Raw genomic sequence first — 15749 nt, forward strand, 5'->3', positions numbered from 1 at the left:
AGGTTCTATCCAAAGTTAGTTTCTTAATTCCCTTAAAGTTTTTGAGCCGTATAACAAATCAAAACAACCGGTTCCTCATTCGTACCAGGCTTAAAATAAGATGTCCCCCAAGTAACTTTTCCTATAATTAAATCCTTAAATTTTGGCAGTATCTTCGGAAAACTAAGGTTAGGAAATCTGGAATCTTTCATTCTGAAACTGTCATATAGATTAAGCAAACTTATACTGTCCAAATTATTTTTTGAGAAAAAGAAGATCGTATTCCATATAAGTTCTATCTCTGTTGCATCTATGAATTCTCTTTGATATATATGCTCATTACCAGCCAATGGTACCCAATGCTCCTTAGCTTTTCCTCTTTCAAAAAGAATTTTTTGAACAGCGGTCATTTCTGCAACATCATCTGTACAATCATCGATACAATAAATTTGATAATCATTCTCAAACAACCAATAAATAAAAGAAGGAATTATAATTTGATTTCCTTGGCTGGCTTCAACAATATATCTGTTGATCGATGACAGCTGTATTTTAATTAAAGGTTCCTCAGAATCAACAAATTCTCCATTTTCATCAAACCAGATAAATTCCTCAACTGCCGCTGATTCATGTTTTTCAAGAAACATTCAATCAATTTCTCCTTTTCTTCATTTAAATGTAATATTATCATACTTCTCTTTATACTTTTTGCCATCCAGATCTATTAAATAATATATAGTTAACATTATTCACATTATCGGCAGTAAAAACATCCATGAGTGACTGCTCTTAACCATAGATAAAAAGTTTTTTTCACAGCTAATAATTAATTCATACTTTATCACACCTCCTCTTACACAGACTCAAACTAGTAGCCTCCTAGCAGTTGATAAATTGAAGATTATTAAATAAAAATATATTTAAATAAAATAATATTTCTAACAAACTAGGGCTTTTTTACATGGCTTAAGTAAATATATATCTTAGATACTTATTGAACGAGCTTCCTTTAAAGATGCTTTAATAGAACAATAAAAAAAGCCTAATTTCCCAGTGTTAAATTGAGAAATTAGGCTTTTTCATAAATAGACATACTCTCCATCTATATTTTCCATCTTTGCTGTAATTTCATCAAATCTCCCAGCCCAAGTTGGACTATCTCTTTCTAGAGAAGGATAAAACCTGAAACGCCGACTAATTTTGTCTTGTATAAAAACAAAACCTTCATAACTATTATAATTTCTATAAAAAGATTGATCTATAAGGTGTACACAAGAATACTTATATTTGTTCGTTCAAAACTTGGTGGCCGTAACTGTACTTTATAAATTAATGCTGTTCCCTTAAATGTATCCTTGTTCAATTTATAAAAGTCTAGTTAACATAGTTGACATTATCGGCAGTGAAAAAAGGTGTTATGTCTGTTTACATAATGGATCTTATAGGAACTGTCAAAAGAGAGATTTAGTAAAAATAATGCTCACTAGCTTGTTAAAAACACTTTTCCTTTTCTTTCTTTAGAAAATTCGACAACATCAATAGCTTTCTTTACTTCTAACAAATCGTAATGAGAATCTGTCCCCATTAGTTTTAGTTGCTTATTATTTATTAATGTAATTAAAAGATGAAACGTTTCTTGCCAGGTTTCTATCGATACTTTTTTATTCCAATGGCGTAAATGAAATATTTTAGGATTTACCTTTGCATTCTTTGTAATTTCTGTCCAGTTTACTTGTGTTTTTGATAAAAGGCCCATGCTTAGAAAGATACCATTAGGATGTACACAAAAAGCTAAGTCATTACCATTTGATCCCCCTATAGAATCAATAGCAGCATCGGCTCCAATCCCATTTGTTAATTCCATAACTGTTTCATATAATGGATTTTCAGATGTATTGATGACATAAGAAGCTCCAAATTTAAGTAACTCATTTGTATAGTTATTATTTCTAGTTATAGCGATTAATTGAAAACCTAATATTTTAGATAATTGAGCAAAAATATGACCGATAGAAGAACCACATGCATTTACTAATAAAACATTATTTGGTTTTAATCCTAACTCTTCCGTACAAATAACCCATGCTGTAATTGGATTTATATATATTTGAGAAGCAACAAAGTCATTAATAGAATTAGGGATAAGAACTGCAAATTCTCCTGAAGTTTTAACAAACTCTTGCCAAGTACCTTCACCACGTAAAGGCAAAACACGTTTACCAATAAAGGTTTGAGGTACTAAAGAACCTACATCTTCTACAATTCCAACTCCTTCATAGCCAGGAATATTAGGTAAAGAAATTCGATGAGAATAGGATCCTCTAATTGGTATTAAGTCGGAGGGATTTATAGGCCGAGTTAGCATACGTACAAGGACTTCATTTTTCTTAGGTGGTTGAATGTTTTTATATTCAATTGTTAATACCTCTTGGGGATTTCCAAATTCATAGAATTTAATACATTTTGCATCCAAAATAATAAGTCTCCTTTAATAATATTTCAGTTTCTTTAACTTTCTAATGAAACTTCATTTGCCCCACCTTCAAAATCTGGGTTATAAAATTGAACCCCCTCATCTTCCCAAGCACAAATTTCACATATGTAGTAAGTACCTGCTGGTTCTTCATTTAATGTTTTATATCCACAATAAGGACAAGTATATTTCATACAATCATTCACTTTTTAATATCCTTTCTCTTCCTCTTTTTTGCTAAAGATTCTAGCCCTCCTATCCAGGATGATAGAAGTAGAATGGTTCCTCCAGCACCTGCACATATTATAGATCTTATAGTCCCTTCTACAAACAAGTCTGTAATATATCCATATTATACTTCTCTTTATTCTTTTTGCGATGCAGATCTATTAAATAACATGTATAATTTTCTTAAAATGGAATATGGAGTGAATACATTGTTTACGATAGAGTCCTATACTAATTTATTAAAAGAAGGTCTTCAGCAGCATTCAGATCAATTAATTGCAAACATAAAAGAAACAACTAAGCTTAATTACTATGACAAGATAGACTTATTAGATTTCACTGCATTTGTGCAGTCATACGCACTTTCCATCACTATGTTCTCTATGGATAGAGGAGCATCTGAAGTTTTTTATCTAGGGGAGGACAGCAGTATTTTTGGAGGAAGCTATGACTTATTGGACGAGATAGAATACTATGATATACCTGATGAAAAAGAAGATGAGTTTTGGGAGTTTTATGATCAAAATGATGAAGTTTTGTCTAACATTGAAACGAAAGCTATCGTGGAATGGTTTGCTGACTGCTGGAATAAGGCAGACGGCAAAATCGTGAAATTACCTGTCTATTTCAGTTTTCACGATTATGATGATTGTTTTGATCTTCATAAAAATGAATGGATTTCTGACGGGGATAAATGGTTTTAATCATATTAAAAAAGGAAGCATATAAGACTTATTTTCTCCATGCTTCCTTTTCTTTCCCTTTAATTTTCTTCTTCTGTTCCGATTTTTCCGTCAATCTCAGCCGTATCCACGCTGTCCCCAAACCATTTTTTTAACTGGTCTTTCGCTTTATTTTTGATATCTTCATCAATATACATAGCAACTTGGAACAAGGCTACCCCTAAAGCACCGAGATCGTCTGTATAGCCTATCCCGACCAGCAGATCAGGAATTAAATCGACCGGTAAAATAAAATATCCTAACGCACCGATAATAACTGCCTTCACTTTCATCGGCACTTCTGGTTTCTGAAGTGTAAAATAGAGAAGCAATACTGCATATACGACAGAGGAACCTGCTTTTTTAGCGAATTTCTTCAGCTTTGTCCAAAATTTTTCTTCAGAGAAATGTTTGCCTGCTTTTTGTATTTGCTGTTCTAATTCTTCTTGAGATTTCTCCATTTGCTGCATCCCCTTTCTTAACTGTTACTTTCCCTTTATTTTAATATAAAAGAACGATTAATGTCGAAAAAATAAAAAAAGACCAGTCTTCTTCTATAGAATACTGGTCTTTTTTGCATGTTTATAATAATTAAGCAGTTACTCCAGATAAGCTTTTTGCAACAGCTGCTACTTTTTCTAAGCCTTCTGTAATAATTGTTTCAGCTTGAGCTGGCATTGCATTATGGCCCTCGATAATAACTTCATTTGTAATTTCCATTCCGAATACGCCGCCAACAACATTTTTAATATAATTAGCCGCCATTTCCATTGGTGCTGCTTCCGGTGTGGAATAAATGCCGCCGCGTGCACTTAAAATAACCGCTTTTTTATCAGTCATTAATGATACTAATTGACCGTTCTCGTCATATTTGAATGTGAAACCAGCTTGGTACACATAGTCGATGAATGTTTGTAATTTAGCAGGAATTGTTAAGTTCCATAATGGGAATGCGAATACAACTACATCTGCTGCTGTTAAAGCGTCCATTGCTTTTTGTTTTGCAGCTAAAATACGTTGCTCTACATCTGTCATTTCTTCACCTGATTGCACTTTACCGAAAGCATTGAATAAATCTTGACCAAAGTAAGGCATATCTTCTGCAAACACATCGTAAGTTGTTACGTTTACACCTTCTACATTTTCCATGAAAGTTTCATACATTTTACTTGATACACCTTCTGAAGCTGGACGGTTATTTGCTTTTACTACTAATACGTTCATATATCTCAATCTCCCTTATTATCAAATTATTTATCTCGAATTCATAATATATTGAACTGAGATAAATGTCAATACAATAATTTTAATATTTTTTATCAGCTTGCACACATTTATTCTCCTAAATAAAAAAATCCTCCCGCATTTTATGCGGGAGGTCTTCTATTAGGGAAGTAGTCCTTTTCTCTTGAGGAAATCTTTGGCTGTATCGTAAGGACTTGTTCCTTTTATATTTACTTTATAATTCATTTCTCGCATTTCATCGTCCGTTATCTTCCCGGCAAGTTTATTTAAAGCTGTCTTCAATTCCGGATATTTTTTAACTGTTTCTTTTCTAAGTAACGGCGCACCTTGATAAGGAGGGAATAAATTTTTATCATCTTGCAGCACAGTAAGTTTATACTGCGCGAGTTCACTATCAGTCGAATAAGCATCAACTAAATTAATATCCCCTTTTTTAACTGCACCGTATCTAAGTTTTGGCTCCATTGTTTTCATATTTGAAAATTGGATATTATACAGTTTTTGAATTCCGGCATATCCGTCTTCCCTATCTGAAAATTCAAGAGTAAAGCCTGCTTTCATTTTATTTTCAACCGCTTTTAAATCAGAGATTTTCTTTAATTGATACTGCTCTGCCAGCTCGTTTGGAACAGCTAATGCGTATGTATTGTTATAATTCATCGGTTTCAACAGTTCCATATCGAATTTTTCAAGCATGCCCTTCCTTGCCTGTTCGTACACTTCTTCTCTATTCATACTTTTAGCTGTTTCTTTTAAAAATTCAGAGATAGCTGTACCGGTAAACTCAGGATAAATATCAATACTTTCTGATCTTAATGCATTAAATACAAAACTCGTTTTCCCTAGTCCTGGCTTTAATTCAACATCTAAATCTGTTTCATTTTCAATAAGAAGTTTGTACATATTAATTAATATTTCCGGCTCTGAACCGAGCTTTCCGGCTATAACGATTTCTTTTTGCTGATTAGGTGAAATGACAGGAAAAATAATAAGTAAAAAAGAAAGTGCCGCAAAAACTATAAGTGTAATCAGTGATTTTTTATAAGATAACCGTTCAAACCTCCTAAGTAACATATCAAAAAGAATAGCCAGCACAGCAGCAGGCACAGCACCAAATATAATAAGGGAAGAATTATTTCTGTCAATTCCTAAAAGGATAATATCTCCTAATCCCCCTGCACCGATAAGAGCAGCGAGTGTTGCCGTTCCGATGATTAATACCATTGCTGTACGAATCCCTGCCATAATGACCGGCATTGCCAGAGGAAGCTCGACTTTCAGCAACCTTTTTCTTCTGTTCATTCCCATTCCTTCAGCCGCTTCTATTAAGGAAGGATCGACTTCTTTAATTCCTGTATATGTATTTCTTAAAATCGGAAGAAGAGCATATACAACTAATGCGATAACAGCGGGAATCTTTCCTATCCCAAACAGAGGAATAAGCAGTCCGAGCAGTGCTAAAGACGGAATAGTTTGCATTACCGCTGTTATTCCAATTATCCATTCCGCTATCCTTCTCTTTTTCGTTAAATAAATACCGAGCGGAATTGCAATAATAACAGAGAAAAAGAGTGCAATAAATGAAATTTGAATATGTTCTAATAATGCTTGAAAAAGTTCACCCCGCCGGTCGCTGAATATATCGATAAAATGATTCATCATACACGACCTCTTTCCTGCAAATGAGTAGACATATATTTTATAATCATTTGCCGGTTAATAATGCCGATAACATTTCCGTCTTTTTCAACTGCAAGCTCTTCTTCATGTGCCAGTTTTTCGAGAATCTCCTGTAATGGAGTATGTATTGAAATAATCTTTATAAGAGGCTGTGAAATAATACTTGTACAAATCGGCTGTAAAAATTGTTCGATATTTAAAAATTCTTCCGGTTGTGCAGCGGTACTTCCGATAAAATCCCTGACAAAACGGTTAATAGGATGATGTATAATACCTTCCGGCGTTCCGATCTGCACGACTTTTCCCTCTTTCATTACACATAGCCGATCGGCAAGCTTCAATGCTTCTTTCATATCATGTGTAACAAAAACAATCGTTTTCTGAATCTTTCTTTGAAGTTCAAGCATATCATTCTGAAGCTTTTCCCGGCTTATCGGATCAAGTGCACTGAAAGGCTCATCCATTAAAATCATTTCAGGATCTGCCGCTAAAGCACGGACTACACCAACTCTTTGCTGTTGCCCTCCGGAAAGTTCGCTTGGCTTTCTATTCCGGTATATATGTGGATCAAGTCCAACCATATGTAAAAGCTCAGTCACTCTTGCCTTTATTTTCTGACGGTTCCAGTTTTTTAGTTCAGGGACAATCGAAATATTTTCTTCAATCGTCATGTGTGGAAAAAGGGCAATTTGCTGAAGCACGTAGCCAATATTCCATCTTAATTCATGAATATCATATTCGCTTACCTTTTTATTATTAATCAAAATAGTCCCCTCAGATAAAGGAATTAAACGGTTAATCATTTTAAGAGTCGTCGTTTTCCCGCAACCGCTCGGTCCGATAATAACGAAAAATTCCCCCTTTTTAATATCTAAATTCAAAGAATGGACGGCAGCTGTACCATCTTCATACATCTTTGAGACATCTTCAAATTTAATCATGGCATTATGAACTCCTTTGTTTCTATCGATAACGTCTATCCTTTTCCCTTTTTTCAAAAAGTTAAACTATAAGTATAAAATTAACTTAGAAAAATCAGGTAAATAAAGAAATTTATTTGATCTTCCTAAAAGAAAAGTTTAGAATCTTTACATATGTCTAAAAAGAAAAGAATGGGTGTTAAGTGTGAAAAATGTTTTATTTCGAAAAAAACCAGTTGGAGATTTATTGAATAAAAATAATGACCTTCAGCTGAAACCGACATTGGGAGTATTCGATTTAGTGCTGCTTGGAGTCGGTGCCATCGTTGGAACAGGGATATTCATCCTTCCTGGAACAGTAGCGGCAAGTCATTCCGGACCGGCGATTGTATTCTCATTTATTGTAGCTGCTATCGTATGCGCCTTGGCAGGTATGTGTTTTTCTGAATTTTCTTCTTCTGTTCCAGTAACAGGAAGCGCATACACGTACGGATATATTGTCTTTGGAGAATTAATTGCCTGGCTCGTCGGGTGGGCTTTATTGTTAGAATACGGATTGGCAGTCGCTTCTGTCGCAACGGGCTGGTCCTCTTATTTAAGTGCTTTACTTGAAGGATTCAATGTAGCAATTCCAAAAGCAATCTCCGGTCCTTTTAATCCGGCAGCTGGAACGTATATAAATGTCCCTGCCATTTTCATTATATTTGTCATTGCATCTTTACTAACACTTGGAATACGGGAATCAACGAGAATTAATACAATTATGGTATTCCTTAAAGTAGGTGTGATTCTCCTCTTTATCGGAGTAGGTATTTTCTATGTTGAGCCTGTTAATTGGCAGCCATTTATGCCGTTTGGAGTACAAGGTGTAATGAACGGGGCAGCGCTTGTTTTCTTCGCTTATCTCGGATTTGATGCTGTTTCCTCAGCGGCCGAAGAAGTGAAAAATCCGCAGCGTAATATGCCGATCGGAATTATTGGCTCCTTACTTATTTGTACATTGCTTTATGTTGCTGTTTCTCTCGTACTGACTGGAATCGTCTCTTATAAAGATTTAAATGTAAACGATCCGGTTACATTTGCTATGCAAATCATTCATCAAGACTGGGTTGCCGGAATCATTTCACTTGGTGCCGTTGTCGGGATGATGACAGTTATACTTGTTATGTCATATGGCGGAACGAGGCTTTTATATGCTCTTGGCCGTGACGGACTGCTTCCGAAAAGCATGTGCGAGCTTAGTAAAAAGCATAAAACACCAGTTAAAAACACATGGATATTTGCTGTACTTGTCGCAGTTTGCGCTGGCTTCGTACCGCTTTCTAAGCTTGCAGAGCTTGTAAATATGGGAACATTGCTTGCATTTCTAATCGTTTCCCTTGGGATTATTTATTTAAGGAAAAACAAAAATATACCGAACAACGGTTTTAAAGTGCCGCTCTTCCCGATTTTACCGATCTGTTCATTCCTGCTATGTTTCTTCTTAATTACCCAGCTTTCTGTTCATACATGGATTGCATGCGGTATTTGGTTCATCTTTGGACTGCTCGTTTACTTTATGTATGGTAGAAAACATAGTGTCATGAATGAGAAATAAAAGAAATAGGATTGCATCGTCTGCAATCCTATTTTTCATTTTAAGCAGACCAATGCGAAGGCTGCTTTATATGTGAAGGTAATTTTGTTTCTTTATTCCCTCTTGCCGAATTAATCTGCATCTGAGTTAAAAACATACTTGTTGAAAGATCGGCACCGTTTAAATTTGCATCCCGCAAATCAGCTCCAATGAAATCGACACCCCGTAAATCCGACATTTGCAAATCAGCCGCGATTAAATAAGAACCTCTTAAATCAGTTGCTCTTAAATCTCTTCCTTTTAATTTTTTCCCCATCCAATCCGTTCCTCTGTAATCAAGTTTACGTTTATTTTTTGTATTACCGATTTTTGCTATTAGCTTATTTCTAATATATAAACTTGTTTTTAACAGCAGTTCATTAACCGGGATGCGGTACTCCATTATAGTTAAGGCTGCCAGTCCATCAGCATTCAATTTCGTTAACCCCTCTAATTGTTGCAGCTGAACGAGCAATTCCTTATGGAGCTCAGGAGATATTTCATAAGATAATGCTTCTGACACATATGCCATCATTTCATACAGCTGTTCCATAATCGGAAATACACTAAACATTTTTTCTGAAGTTTCCGGATATTCGCGCCAGCTTTTCCCTTCAAAAGTAACCTGGGATACCGTCTGACCCGCGCCTAAGCAGTCAAATACTGTACAGCCTTTAAACCCACTTTCTCTAAGATCACTATGAATGTTGCAGCGGAAATCCGTTCCTAAATTAGAGCAAGGTGTACCCGCTGGCTTATTAATTGCAAAGTCACTTGATACACTAATATTAAGAGCTGTACAGCATAGTCCGAAACAACTGGAACAATCCGCTTGCAGATTTTCTCTAAATTTTTTAGCTGATGTACGGTTAAAATTACTATATACAGACATTGTTACTCTTCCTTTTTTTATTCAAATTTCCTAAATCTAAAAGATTTTAACCAATTATTCAATAAAATGCCACTAATAATAATTATAGCTTATTAAATAAATAGGACAATACTTGAAAACAAGGTCGTTTGTGCGGTATTCTTAAGCATAGAATTCTTACATAAGGCTGTGATAAACATGCGTATTAACAAATTTATTAGCGAATCTGGGAAAGCATCTAGACGAGGAGCAGATAAATTAATTAGTGAAGGAAGAGTCACTATAAATGGGAAGGTTGCAAAAATAGGCAGTCAAGTACAACCCGGTGATGATGTTCGAGTGAGCGGTGACCCGATCCGAATGGCGAGAAATTACGTCTATATTGCTTTAAATAAACCGGTAGGCATTACGAGTACAACTGAAAAAAATGTAAAAGGCAATATCGTTGATTTAGTCAATCATCCATTAAGAATTTACAATATCGGACGACTTGATAAAGATTCCGACGGGCTCATTCTTCTTACAAATGATGGAGATATTGTAAACGAAATTTTACGTGCAGAAAACGAACATGAAAAAGAATACATCGTTTCAGTGGACAAGCCGATTACTCCCGACTTTTTAAAGAAAATGTCAGAGGGAGTAGAAATTTTAGATACGAAAACACTTCCATGTGAAGTAAGACAGCTTTCCAAATTCGATTTCCAAATTGTTTTAAAACAAGGGTTAAACAGACAAATTCGCCGTATGTGCGGAGCACTTGGATATGAAGTACTCAGATTACAAAGGGTCCGGATTATGAATATCCATCTAGGTAATCTTCCTCTTGGACAATGGAGAGATTTATCAAAGAAAGAACGTACTCAATTGTTTAGAGAATTAAATTATGAACCGAAAGAATGGTAATGAGGCCGTCTAAAAAGAGTGAAAATAACTCTTTTTAAACAGCCTCCTGAAAGGCTCCATTATGAGAATCCTTTAAAATTAAGGAATTTCATGACGGGGCCTTTCAGTTTTTATAACTTATTGGATAACCCCGTCCTTTATTTTTCGAATCTTCATTTTCTCAATCAGAGTTGGGAAAGATAATATTAAATCACTTAAAAAGGTGGGATGAAAAATGTTGAATGAGAAAAAAGTGGATGTGACGGATCAAATCGTAGGAAAAATGAAAAACGGTGAAATACAATTATTGCTTGGAGACAGCCCAATCGGAAAAATTAAATTCCCTGAAAATACTCAAATTGAATTACTGGACCATCATTTTGAAACAGATCAGCAAAGAATTTTTCAAAATGTAACAGTGACAGAAGGAAAAGATGCCCGTTATACCGACTGTGACCAGGGTGGCTGGTGCTAACTTCAAATGTGTAATTTTTTAAAATTAGAACATATTAAAAGAGAGAGATTTTTCGAAAGTGAGATGAATTGAAAATGACGAAACAAGGAAGACAAAACAGTAATCAAACGAGAGAACAGATCGAAAAACATGATAAAAGAAATGATGTTGAATTAGGCAGCGATTATCAAATTGGAAATTCCGGCTCACAAAGCCAAAAGAAAAGCGGACGCCAAGTAAATAAAAAATAACCTCCCAAGTAGAGGTTATTTTTTATTTACTTATGATCACTCGAATATACAAGCCCGATCTGTCTTCTTACTTCGTCCATCACCTGCATCGTCTTATAGGAATTTTCATAGGAATTAATTTCAGACTCTGTTCTTCCCTGTTCTATTAAATCAATAAATTCCTTCACCTCATAATACATAACCGGATATGGCTGTTCAGCTGTTAATTGCTCTATCTTGCCATCATGATAGCGGATTTCCACTCGTTCAGGAGAATGAAGCTTATCAATAATCATGCTCCCTTTTTCTCCTTGGATTTCACTCGGCAAGTAAGAGTTGCTTATTTTTGAATACATTACTACTGCTTCCTTATCTTCATATTAAAGCAGCACACTGCCTTCCCCGTCTACCCCTGATTCAAGCATTATACTCGTTGCCTTTATGTCAACAGGCTCCTTAAATAAGGCAATAAGCGGGTACAGACAATACGTACCGAGATCCATTAAGGCTCCATTTGCATAAATAGGGTTGAAAGCATTGAGGACAATTCCCTCTTTATATTTATCATAACGGGATGAATACTGGCAGTAGCTTGAAAAGAATTTACGAATAGTACCGATTTTATGTAAATTATTTTGAATCACTTTAAAATTCGGGACTAAAGTTGATTTCATTGCTTCCATTAGCAGAACATGATGCTGTTTCGCACATTCAATCATTTCACTTACCTCTTTTGCATTTGCAGCCAGCGGTTTTTCGCATAAAACATGTTTCCCGTTCTGTAAAAATAAAATCGCCTGGTCCGCATGATAAGAATTCGGTGTTGCAATATAAACAGCATCTATTAATGAACTTGCTGCCATTTCCTCTAAATTAGTAAATGTATTTTCTACCCCATATTTTTGTGCAAATTCTTTCGCTTTTTCATCTGTTCTTGAATAAACAGCGGTAAGCTCAAAATTTTTCACAAGCGTTGCTGCATTAAGCAAGCGGTCTGTAATCCAGTTTGTTCCGATTACACCTACACGTATCAAGCATATCCCTCTTTCCTTTTCACCAGTATAAAGAAAATCACCCTAATTTTTCCTTTATACTATATAATTTTAATGAACTATTTATTTTAACAATGAAAAGGAGGTAAATGAAGTAGAAATCATGCCGCCTACCAAGTCAAAATCACACTCCTATGAAAATTTGGGGAAACATGCACTTATATTTATTTGTGTCACTTACACTATTTTCGCCGCAGTGTTTCTAAGTTTTTTGCAATTAAAATCACCAAAAGTTGTACCAACTACTGGAGAATCAGCTGAATTTTCTGCTGAGAGAGCTTTCACCCATTTGGAAAAATTCGCTGTTGCACCCCATCCTCTCGGGTCAAAAGAACATGATAAAGTTCGGGATTATTTAGTGGAATCTCTACAAGAGTTAGGACTTAATCCTGAAATTCAAAAAACCGATTCTTTTTATCAGTCTTCTTCCCGCATATCAGGGGGAGCAGTTGAAAATATTACAGCAAAAATAAAAGGAAAAAATTCTACAAAAGCAATTATGCTCGTTGCCCATTATGATTCGGTTCCAGGAAGTCCTGGTGCAGCCGATGATGGAGCGGGTGTTTCCGCCATTTTAGAAACTGTAAGGGCTTTAAAAGAAACGAAACCTCTTCAAAATGATGTTATTATTCTTTTAACAGACGGTGAAGAAAACGGTATGCTTGGAGCAAAAGCATTTGTCAACGAACATCCGTGGGCAAAAGATGTTGGGCTCGTACTGAATTTTGAAGCACGTGGAAATGAAGGTCCTTCTTTAATGTTTGAGACAAGTGATAATAACAGCTGGATAGTAAAAGAATTTATCCAGGCAGCCCCGACACCTGTTACACATTCGTTTATTTACAGTTTGTATAAGTTAATGCCAAATGATACGGACCTCACTATATTTAAAGAGGCTGGACTGAACGGACTAAACTTCGCATTCGGGGAAGGTCTTAGCCATTATCACACAACGAGTGATAATCTTCAGGAGCTAAACAAAGAAAGTCTTCAGCATCACGGGGAATATATGCTGAGCCTCGTTCGCCATTTCGGACAATTGGATTTAGCACAAACAAAAGAAGGAAAGGAAGTATTTTTTAATGTTTTCGGATCAATGGTCATTTCTTACTCAGAAAATCTCGTCCTTCCAATTATGATAATAATCGTCATCTTATTTATTCTTACGATAATACATGGATACAGACGTGAAAAACTCTCTCTTCCTGGAACATTCACAGGCTTTCTTATTACTGTCTTCGGGATGATCGGGGCTTTTGCAATTGGTTTTGGACTATGGAGTCTGCTCACATCTATTTTTTCAGAGAAAAGATGGGTGTTGGAAACAGATACTGTGTTTGGAACAGTTTATTTGCTTAGCTTATCCCTTACTATCTTTGCCTTTTCAGCTTTCCTTTATAAACTGGCAGCCAAAAAGATAATGACTGGAAGCTTAGCAGCAGGTTCTTTGCTTACATGGCTGATCTTTGTTATTGCAGCAAGTCTTCATTTAAAAGCAGGAAGCTATATTTTTGCATGGCCGCTGTTTTTTGGACTGATAGGCATCAACATTTTTATTTATATGAAGGAAGCAGTATCATATAAATATATTATACTGGCTTGCTTTGCTCTTCCAGGATTTTTAATTGTATCACCTGTTATTTATCTCATTCAAAAGCTGATGTCAATGGAGATTGCCGGTATTCTTGCGATGCTCGTTTTCCTGCTTGGAACATTATTAACACCGATTTTCAGCACGTTAAAAATAAAAGCAGATTGGTTTATTCCTTCGATACTGCTGTGTGCCGGGCTAGCTATCCTCGTTACAAACAGTGTGAATGCAAATAAAGTACCGACAGCGGAGCACCGTGCAGTAAGCGATATTATTTATTTACAAGATGCAGATAAAAACGAAGCATATTGGATAGCGAGATATGGATTGGATGATTATACATCGAATTATATAAATAAAGATGTTAAACAAGGCAGTGTATCTTCTATTTTCCCTCTATTCAGCTGGGAAGGACATTACGGGCAAGCTGAGCTATATGACTTAAAAGCCCCTGATATAACTGTTTTATCAGATATGGCTGTTTTATCCAGAATAGACGGAAATAAGCGGGAATTGGTATACGAGCTGAAAACGAACCGTTCTGCTGAGGAAATATTGATGAAATCTTTATCACCAATAACAGTATCAGAGCTTTTCATTAATCATAAAAAAGTGGAATTAAATAATCAATACACCAAACCGCAGCCTCTTCTACTCACTTATATTCCAGGTGAAACCGGAAGAGTAAATATAAAAATAACAGTAGATTATAAAGATAAAGTAGAATGGATTGTGGCAGACCGTTCTTATAATATTCCTGAAATAAAAGAAGAACGTCCCGAGAAATACAGCAGTTACGGAGATAGTTCATTTGTTATGAAAACAATCCGTGATTAATTTATCTATTCAAAAAAATCATCATACACAAGGTTTATTTTGAAACTGGGTGTATGATGATTTTCCAGTTTACATAAAGAAATATCTACTTTCTATTACTTTGTTTTACACTCATAAATAAATATTATTTGTAATAAAAACGCTTCCCTTTTCATTTATTATCCTCTATCGTATAATATCGTTAAGTGAAATACAAAATTGCAGTAGTGCACGATATATGCACTGCTTTTCTTTTATATAAGGGACTGGAAATCGTTTAATAGAATCGGGGGTGATTGCAGTGAAAAAAACGAAAACAACGACGAAAGATAAAATTCTTGATCTGTTAAAAAAAGAAGTTACACTAACTGTTAATGACTTAACAGAACATTTAAATATTACACATATGGCTGTGAGAAAACATTTACATGTACTAGAAAAAGAGCATTTAATCAGCTCTGAAGAAGTTAAACAGCCAATGGGAAGGCCCCTTCAAATCTATTCTTTAACAGAAAAAGCAGAAAAGATTTTCCCGAAAAATTATGAAGGAATAACAGTTAATTTTCTTGAAGATATTAGGGAATTGTATGGGGAAGAATCTATTAACTACTTATTTAAGAAAAGAGAACAACGGCTTACCGAAGAATATTCAGCAAGAATCGGTCAGAAATCTAATGCTGAAAAGATAGATGAAATTGTAAAAACTCAAAATGAAAAAGGATATATGGCAGACGTTTCTCAACTGGATGAAAATACATATGAACTAGTTGAGTATAACTGCCCTATATTAGCTGTAGCACAAGAGTTTAAAATAGCTTGCCAATGTGAAACAGAACTGTTTCAAAAGGTTCTCGGAACAGAGAAAGTGAGCAGAAAGAGCTGTAAAACAGATGGAGCTGACCATTGTAAGTTTTTAATAAAATTTTAAAAAAAGAGCGTTCCCTAAGGAGCGCTTCTTTGATTTATCCCAACCTTAACGGGCAGTAAG

15 protein-coding genes and 2 pseudogenes are annotated in these 15749 nt (G+C 35.2%); 7 read left to right on the top strand and 10 right to left on the bottom strand.

The annotated features are described in order from the left end of the window. Positions 1-32: 32 nt before the first annotated feature. The 4 genes and pseudogenes from BFA01S_RS09895 to BFA01S_RS21885 all read right to left on the bottom strand — a co-directional run. Entirely contained in the window at positions 33-626 is a 594-nt protein-coding gene (locus BFA01S_RS09895) for a hypothetical protein (RefSeq protein ID WP_066229236.1), read from the bottom strand. A gap of 432 nt (positions 627-1058) precedes the next feature. Then, the gene (locus BFA01S_RS23775; RefSeq protein WP_488168460.1) at positions 1059-1241 is read right to left on the bottom strand and encodes a YoqH family protein; all 183 of its coding nucleotides are present in this window, start codon (positions 1239-1241) and stop codon (positions 1059-1061) included. A 221-nt stretch (positions 1242-1462) separates the two neighbouring features. Next, the gene (locus BFA01S_RS09900) at positions 1463-2455 is read right to left on the bottom strand and encodes a zinc-dependent alcohol dehydrogenase family protein (protein ID WP_082799939.1); all 993 of its coding nucleotides are present in this window, start codon (positions 2453-2455) and stop codon (positions 1463-1465) included. A gap of 41 nt (positions 2456-2496) precedes the next feature. Beyond that, positions 2497-2646 (bottom strand): annotated as a pseudogene (locus tag BFA01S_RS21885) (CPCC family cysteine-rich protein); the annotation flags it as partial. A 243-nt stretch (positions 2647-2889) separates the two neighbouring features. Here BFA01S_RS21885 and BFA01S_RS09905 point away from each other — a divergent pair. Beyond that, positions 2890-3384 carry a hypothetical protein gene (locus tag BFA01S_RS09905; protein ID WP_066229274.1) on the top strand — a complete coding sequence of 165 codons (495 nt, stop codon included), beginning with the start codon at positions 2890-2892 and terminating at the stop codon, positions 3382-3384. Positions 3385-3443: 59 nt separating this feature from the next. On the opposite strand, the gene BFA01S_RS09910 is transcribed toward BFA01S_RS09905, so the two are convergent. The 4 genes from BFA01S_RS09910 to BFA01S_RS09925 all read right to left on the bottom strand — a co-directional run bounded on the left by BFA01S_RS09910 (position 3444) and on the right by BFA01S_RS09925 (position 7268). Then, positions 3444-3863 (bottom strand): YkvA family protein, encoded by a 420-nt coding sequence (locus BFA01S_RS09910; protein WP_066229244.1) that lies wholly within the window; start codon positions 3861-3863, stop codon positions 3444-3446. A gap of 130 nt (positions 3864-3993) precedes the next feature. Then, positions 3994-4626, bottom strand: a complete 633-nt coding sequence (locus BFA01S_RS09915; RefSeq protein ID WP_066229247.1) for an FMN-dependent NADH-azoreductase — start codon at positions 4624-4626, stop codon at positions 3994-3996. Between the two features lie 162 nt (positions 4627-4788). Next, positions 4789-6306, bottom strand: coding sequence for an osmoprotectant update ABC transporter permease/substrate-binding subunit OpuFB (opuFB, locus tag BFA01S_RS09920; protein WP_066229276.1), 1518 nt, complete (start codon positions 6304-6306; stop codon positions 4789-4791). Beyond that, a complete protein-coding gene (locus BFA01S_RS09925; protein WP_066229250.1) occupies positions 6306-7268 on the bottom strand; it encodes an ABC transporter ATP-binding protein in 963 nt (320 codons plus the stop codon). The genes opuFB and BFA01S_RS09925 overlap by 1 nt, the downstream gene beginning before the upstream one ends. 184 nt (positions 7269-7452) lie before the next feature. Between BFA01S_RS09925 and bcaP the strand changes: the two genes are divergently transcribed. Continuing rightward, positions 7453-8844, top strand: a complete 1392-nt coding sequence (gene bcaP / locus BFA01S_RS09930; RefSeq protein WP_066229254.1) for a branched-chain amino acid transporter BcaP — start codon at positions 7453-7455, stop codon at positions 8842-8844. A gap of 40 nt (positions 8845-8884) precedes the next feature. On the opposite strand, the gene BFA01S_RS09935 is transcribed toward bcaP, so the two are convergent. After that, positions 8885-9754, bottom strand: a complete 870-nt coding sequence (locus tag BFA01S_RS09935) for a pentapeptide repeat-containing protein (protein WP_066229257.1) — start codon at positions 9752-9754, stop codon at positions 8885-8887. Between the two features lie 177 nt (positions 9755-9931). On the opposite strand from BFA01S_RS09935, the gene rluF reads away from it, so the two are divergent. From rluF to BFA01S_RS22810, 3 genes are all read left to right on the top strand, one after another. Further along, on the top strand, positions 9932-10639 hold the full coding sequence (gene rluF, locus BFA01S_RS09940) for a 23S rRNA pseudouridine(2604) synthase RluF (protein WP_066229260.1): 708 nt from the start codon (positions 9932-9934) through the stop codon (positions 10637-10639). Positions 10640-10853: 214 nt separating this feature from the next. Then, positions 10854-11093 carry a YusG family protein gene (locus BFA01S_RS09945; RefSeq protein WP_066229263.1) on the top strand — a complete coding sequence of 80 codons (240 nt, stop codon included), beginning with the start codon at positions 10854-10856 and terminating at the stop codon, positions 11091-11093. 74 nt (positions 11094-11167) lie between these two features. Then, the gene (locus tag BFA01S_RS22810) at positions 11168-11323 is read left to right on the top strand and encodes a hypothetical protein (protein ID WP_169800459.1); all 156 of its coding nucleotides are present in this window, start codon (positions 11168-11170) and stop codon (positions 11321-11323) included. Between the two features lie 26 nt (positions 11324-11349). On the opposite strand, the pseudogene BFA01S_RS09950 reads toward BFA01S_RS22810, so the two are convergent. Next, positions 11350-12336, bottom strand: a pseudogene (locus tag BFA01S_RS09950) (Gfo/Idh/MocA family protein). 121 nt (positions 12337-12457) lie between these two features. Here BFA01S_RS09950 and BFA01S_RS09955 point away from each other — a divergent pair. Both BFA01S_RS09955 and BFA01S_RS09960 read left to right on the top strand, forming a co-directional pair. Beyond that, a complete protein-coding gene (locus BFA01S_RS09955; RefSeq protein WP_066229267.1) occupies positions 12458-14782 on the top strand; it encodes a M20/M25/M40 family metallo-hydrolase in 2325 nt (774 codons plus the stop codon). Between the two features lie 280 nt (positions 14783-15062). Continuing rightward, the gene (locus BFA01S_RS09960; RefSeq protein ID WP_066229270.1) at positions 15063-15689 is read left to right on the top strand and encodes a helix-turn-helix transcriptional regulator; all 627 of its coding nucleotides are present in this window, start codon (positions 15063-15065) and stop codon (positions 15687-15689) included. The last annotated feature ends 60 nt before the right edge of the window (positions 15690-15749 follow it).

The organism is Metabacillus fastidiosus NBRC 101226 (genome assembly GCF_001591625.1).
Lineage (GTDB): Bacteria > Bacillota > Bacilli > Bacillales > Bacillaceae > Metabacillus > Metabacillus fastidiosus.

Excerpts from the sequence above, each read along its gene's own strand:
- BFA01S_RS09895 (WP_066229236.1), bottom strand. The coding sequence starts at position 626 with ATGTTTCTTGAAAAACATGAATCAGCGGCAGTTGAGGAATTTATCTGG.
- BFA01S_RS09910 (WP_066229244.1), bottom strand. The coding sequence starts at position 3,863 with ATGGAGAAATCTCAAGAAGAATTAGAACAGCAAATACAAAAAGCAGGC.
- BFA01S_RS09915 (WP_066229247.1), bottom strand. The coding sequence starts at position 4,626 with ATGAACGTATTAGTAGTAAAAGCAAATAACCGTCCAGCTTCAGAAGGT.
- opuFB (WP_066229276.1), bottom strand. The coding sequence starts at position 6,306 with ATGAATCATTTTATCGATATATTCAGCGACCGGCGGGGTGAACTTTTT.
- BFA01S_RS09925 (WP_066229250.1), bottom strand. The coding sequence starts at position 7,268 with ATGATTAAATTTGAAGATGTCTCAAAGATGTATGAAGATGGTACAGCT.
- BFA01S_RS09935 (WP_066229257.1), bottom strand. The coding sequence starts at position 9,754 with ATGTCTGTATATAGTAATTTTAACCGTACATCAGCTAAAAAATTTAGA.
- rluF (WP_066229260.1), top strand. The coding sequence starts at position 9,932 with ATGCGTATTAACAAATTTATTAGCGAATCTGGGAAAGCATCTAGACGA.
- BFA01S_RS09945 (WP_066229263.1), top strand. The coding sequence starts at position 10,854 with ATGTTGAATGAGAAAAAAGTGGATGTGACGGATCAAATCGTAGGAAAA.
- BFA01S_RS22810 (WP_169800459.1), top strand. The coding sequence starts at position 11,168 with ATGACGAAACAAGGAAGACAAAACAGTAATCAAACGAGAGAACAGATC.
- BFA01S_RS09955 (WP_066229267.1), top strand. The coding sequence starts at position 12,458 with ATGCCGCCTACCAAGTCAAAATCACACTCCTATGAAAATTTGGGGAAA.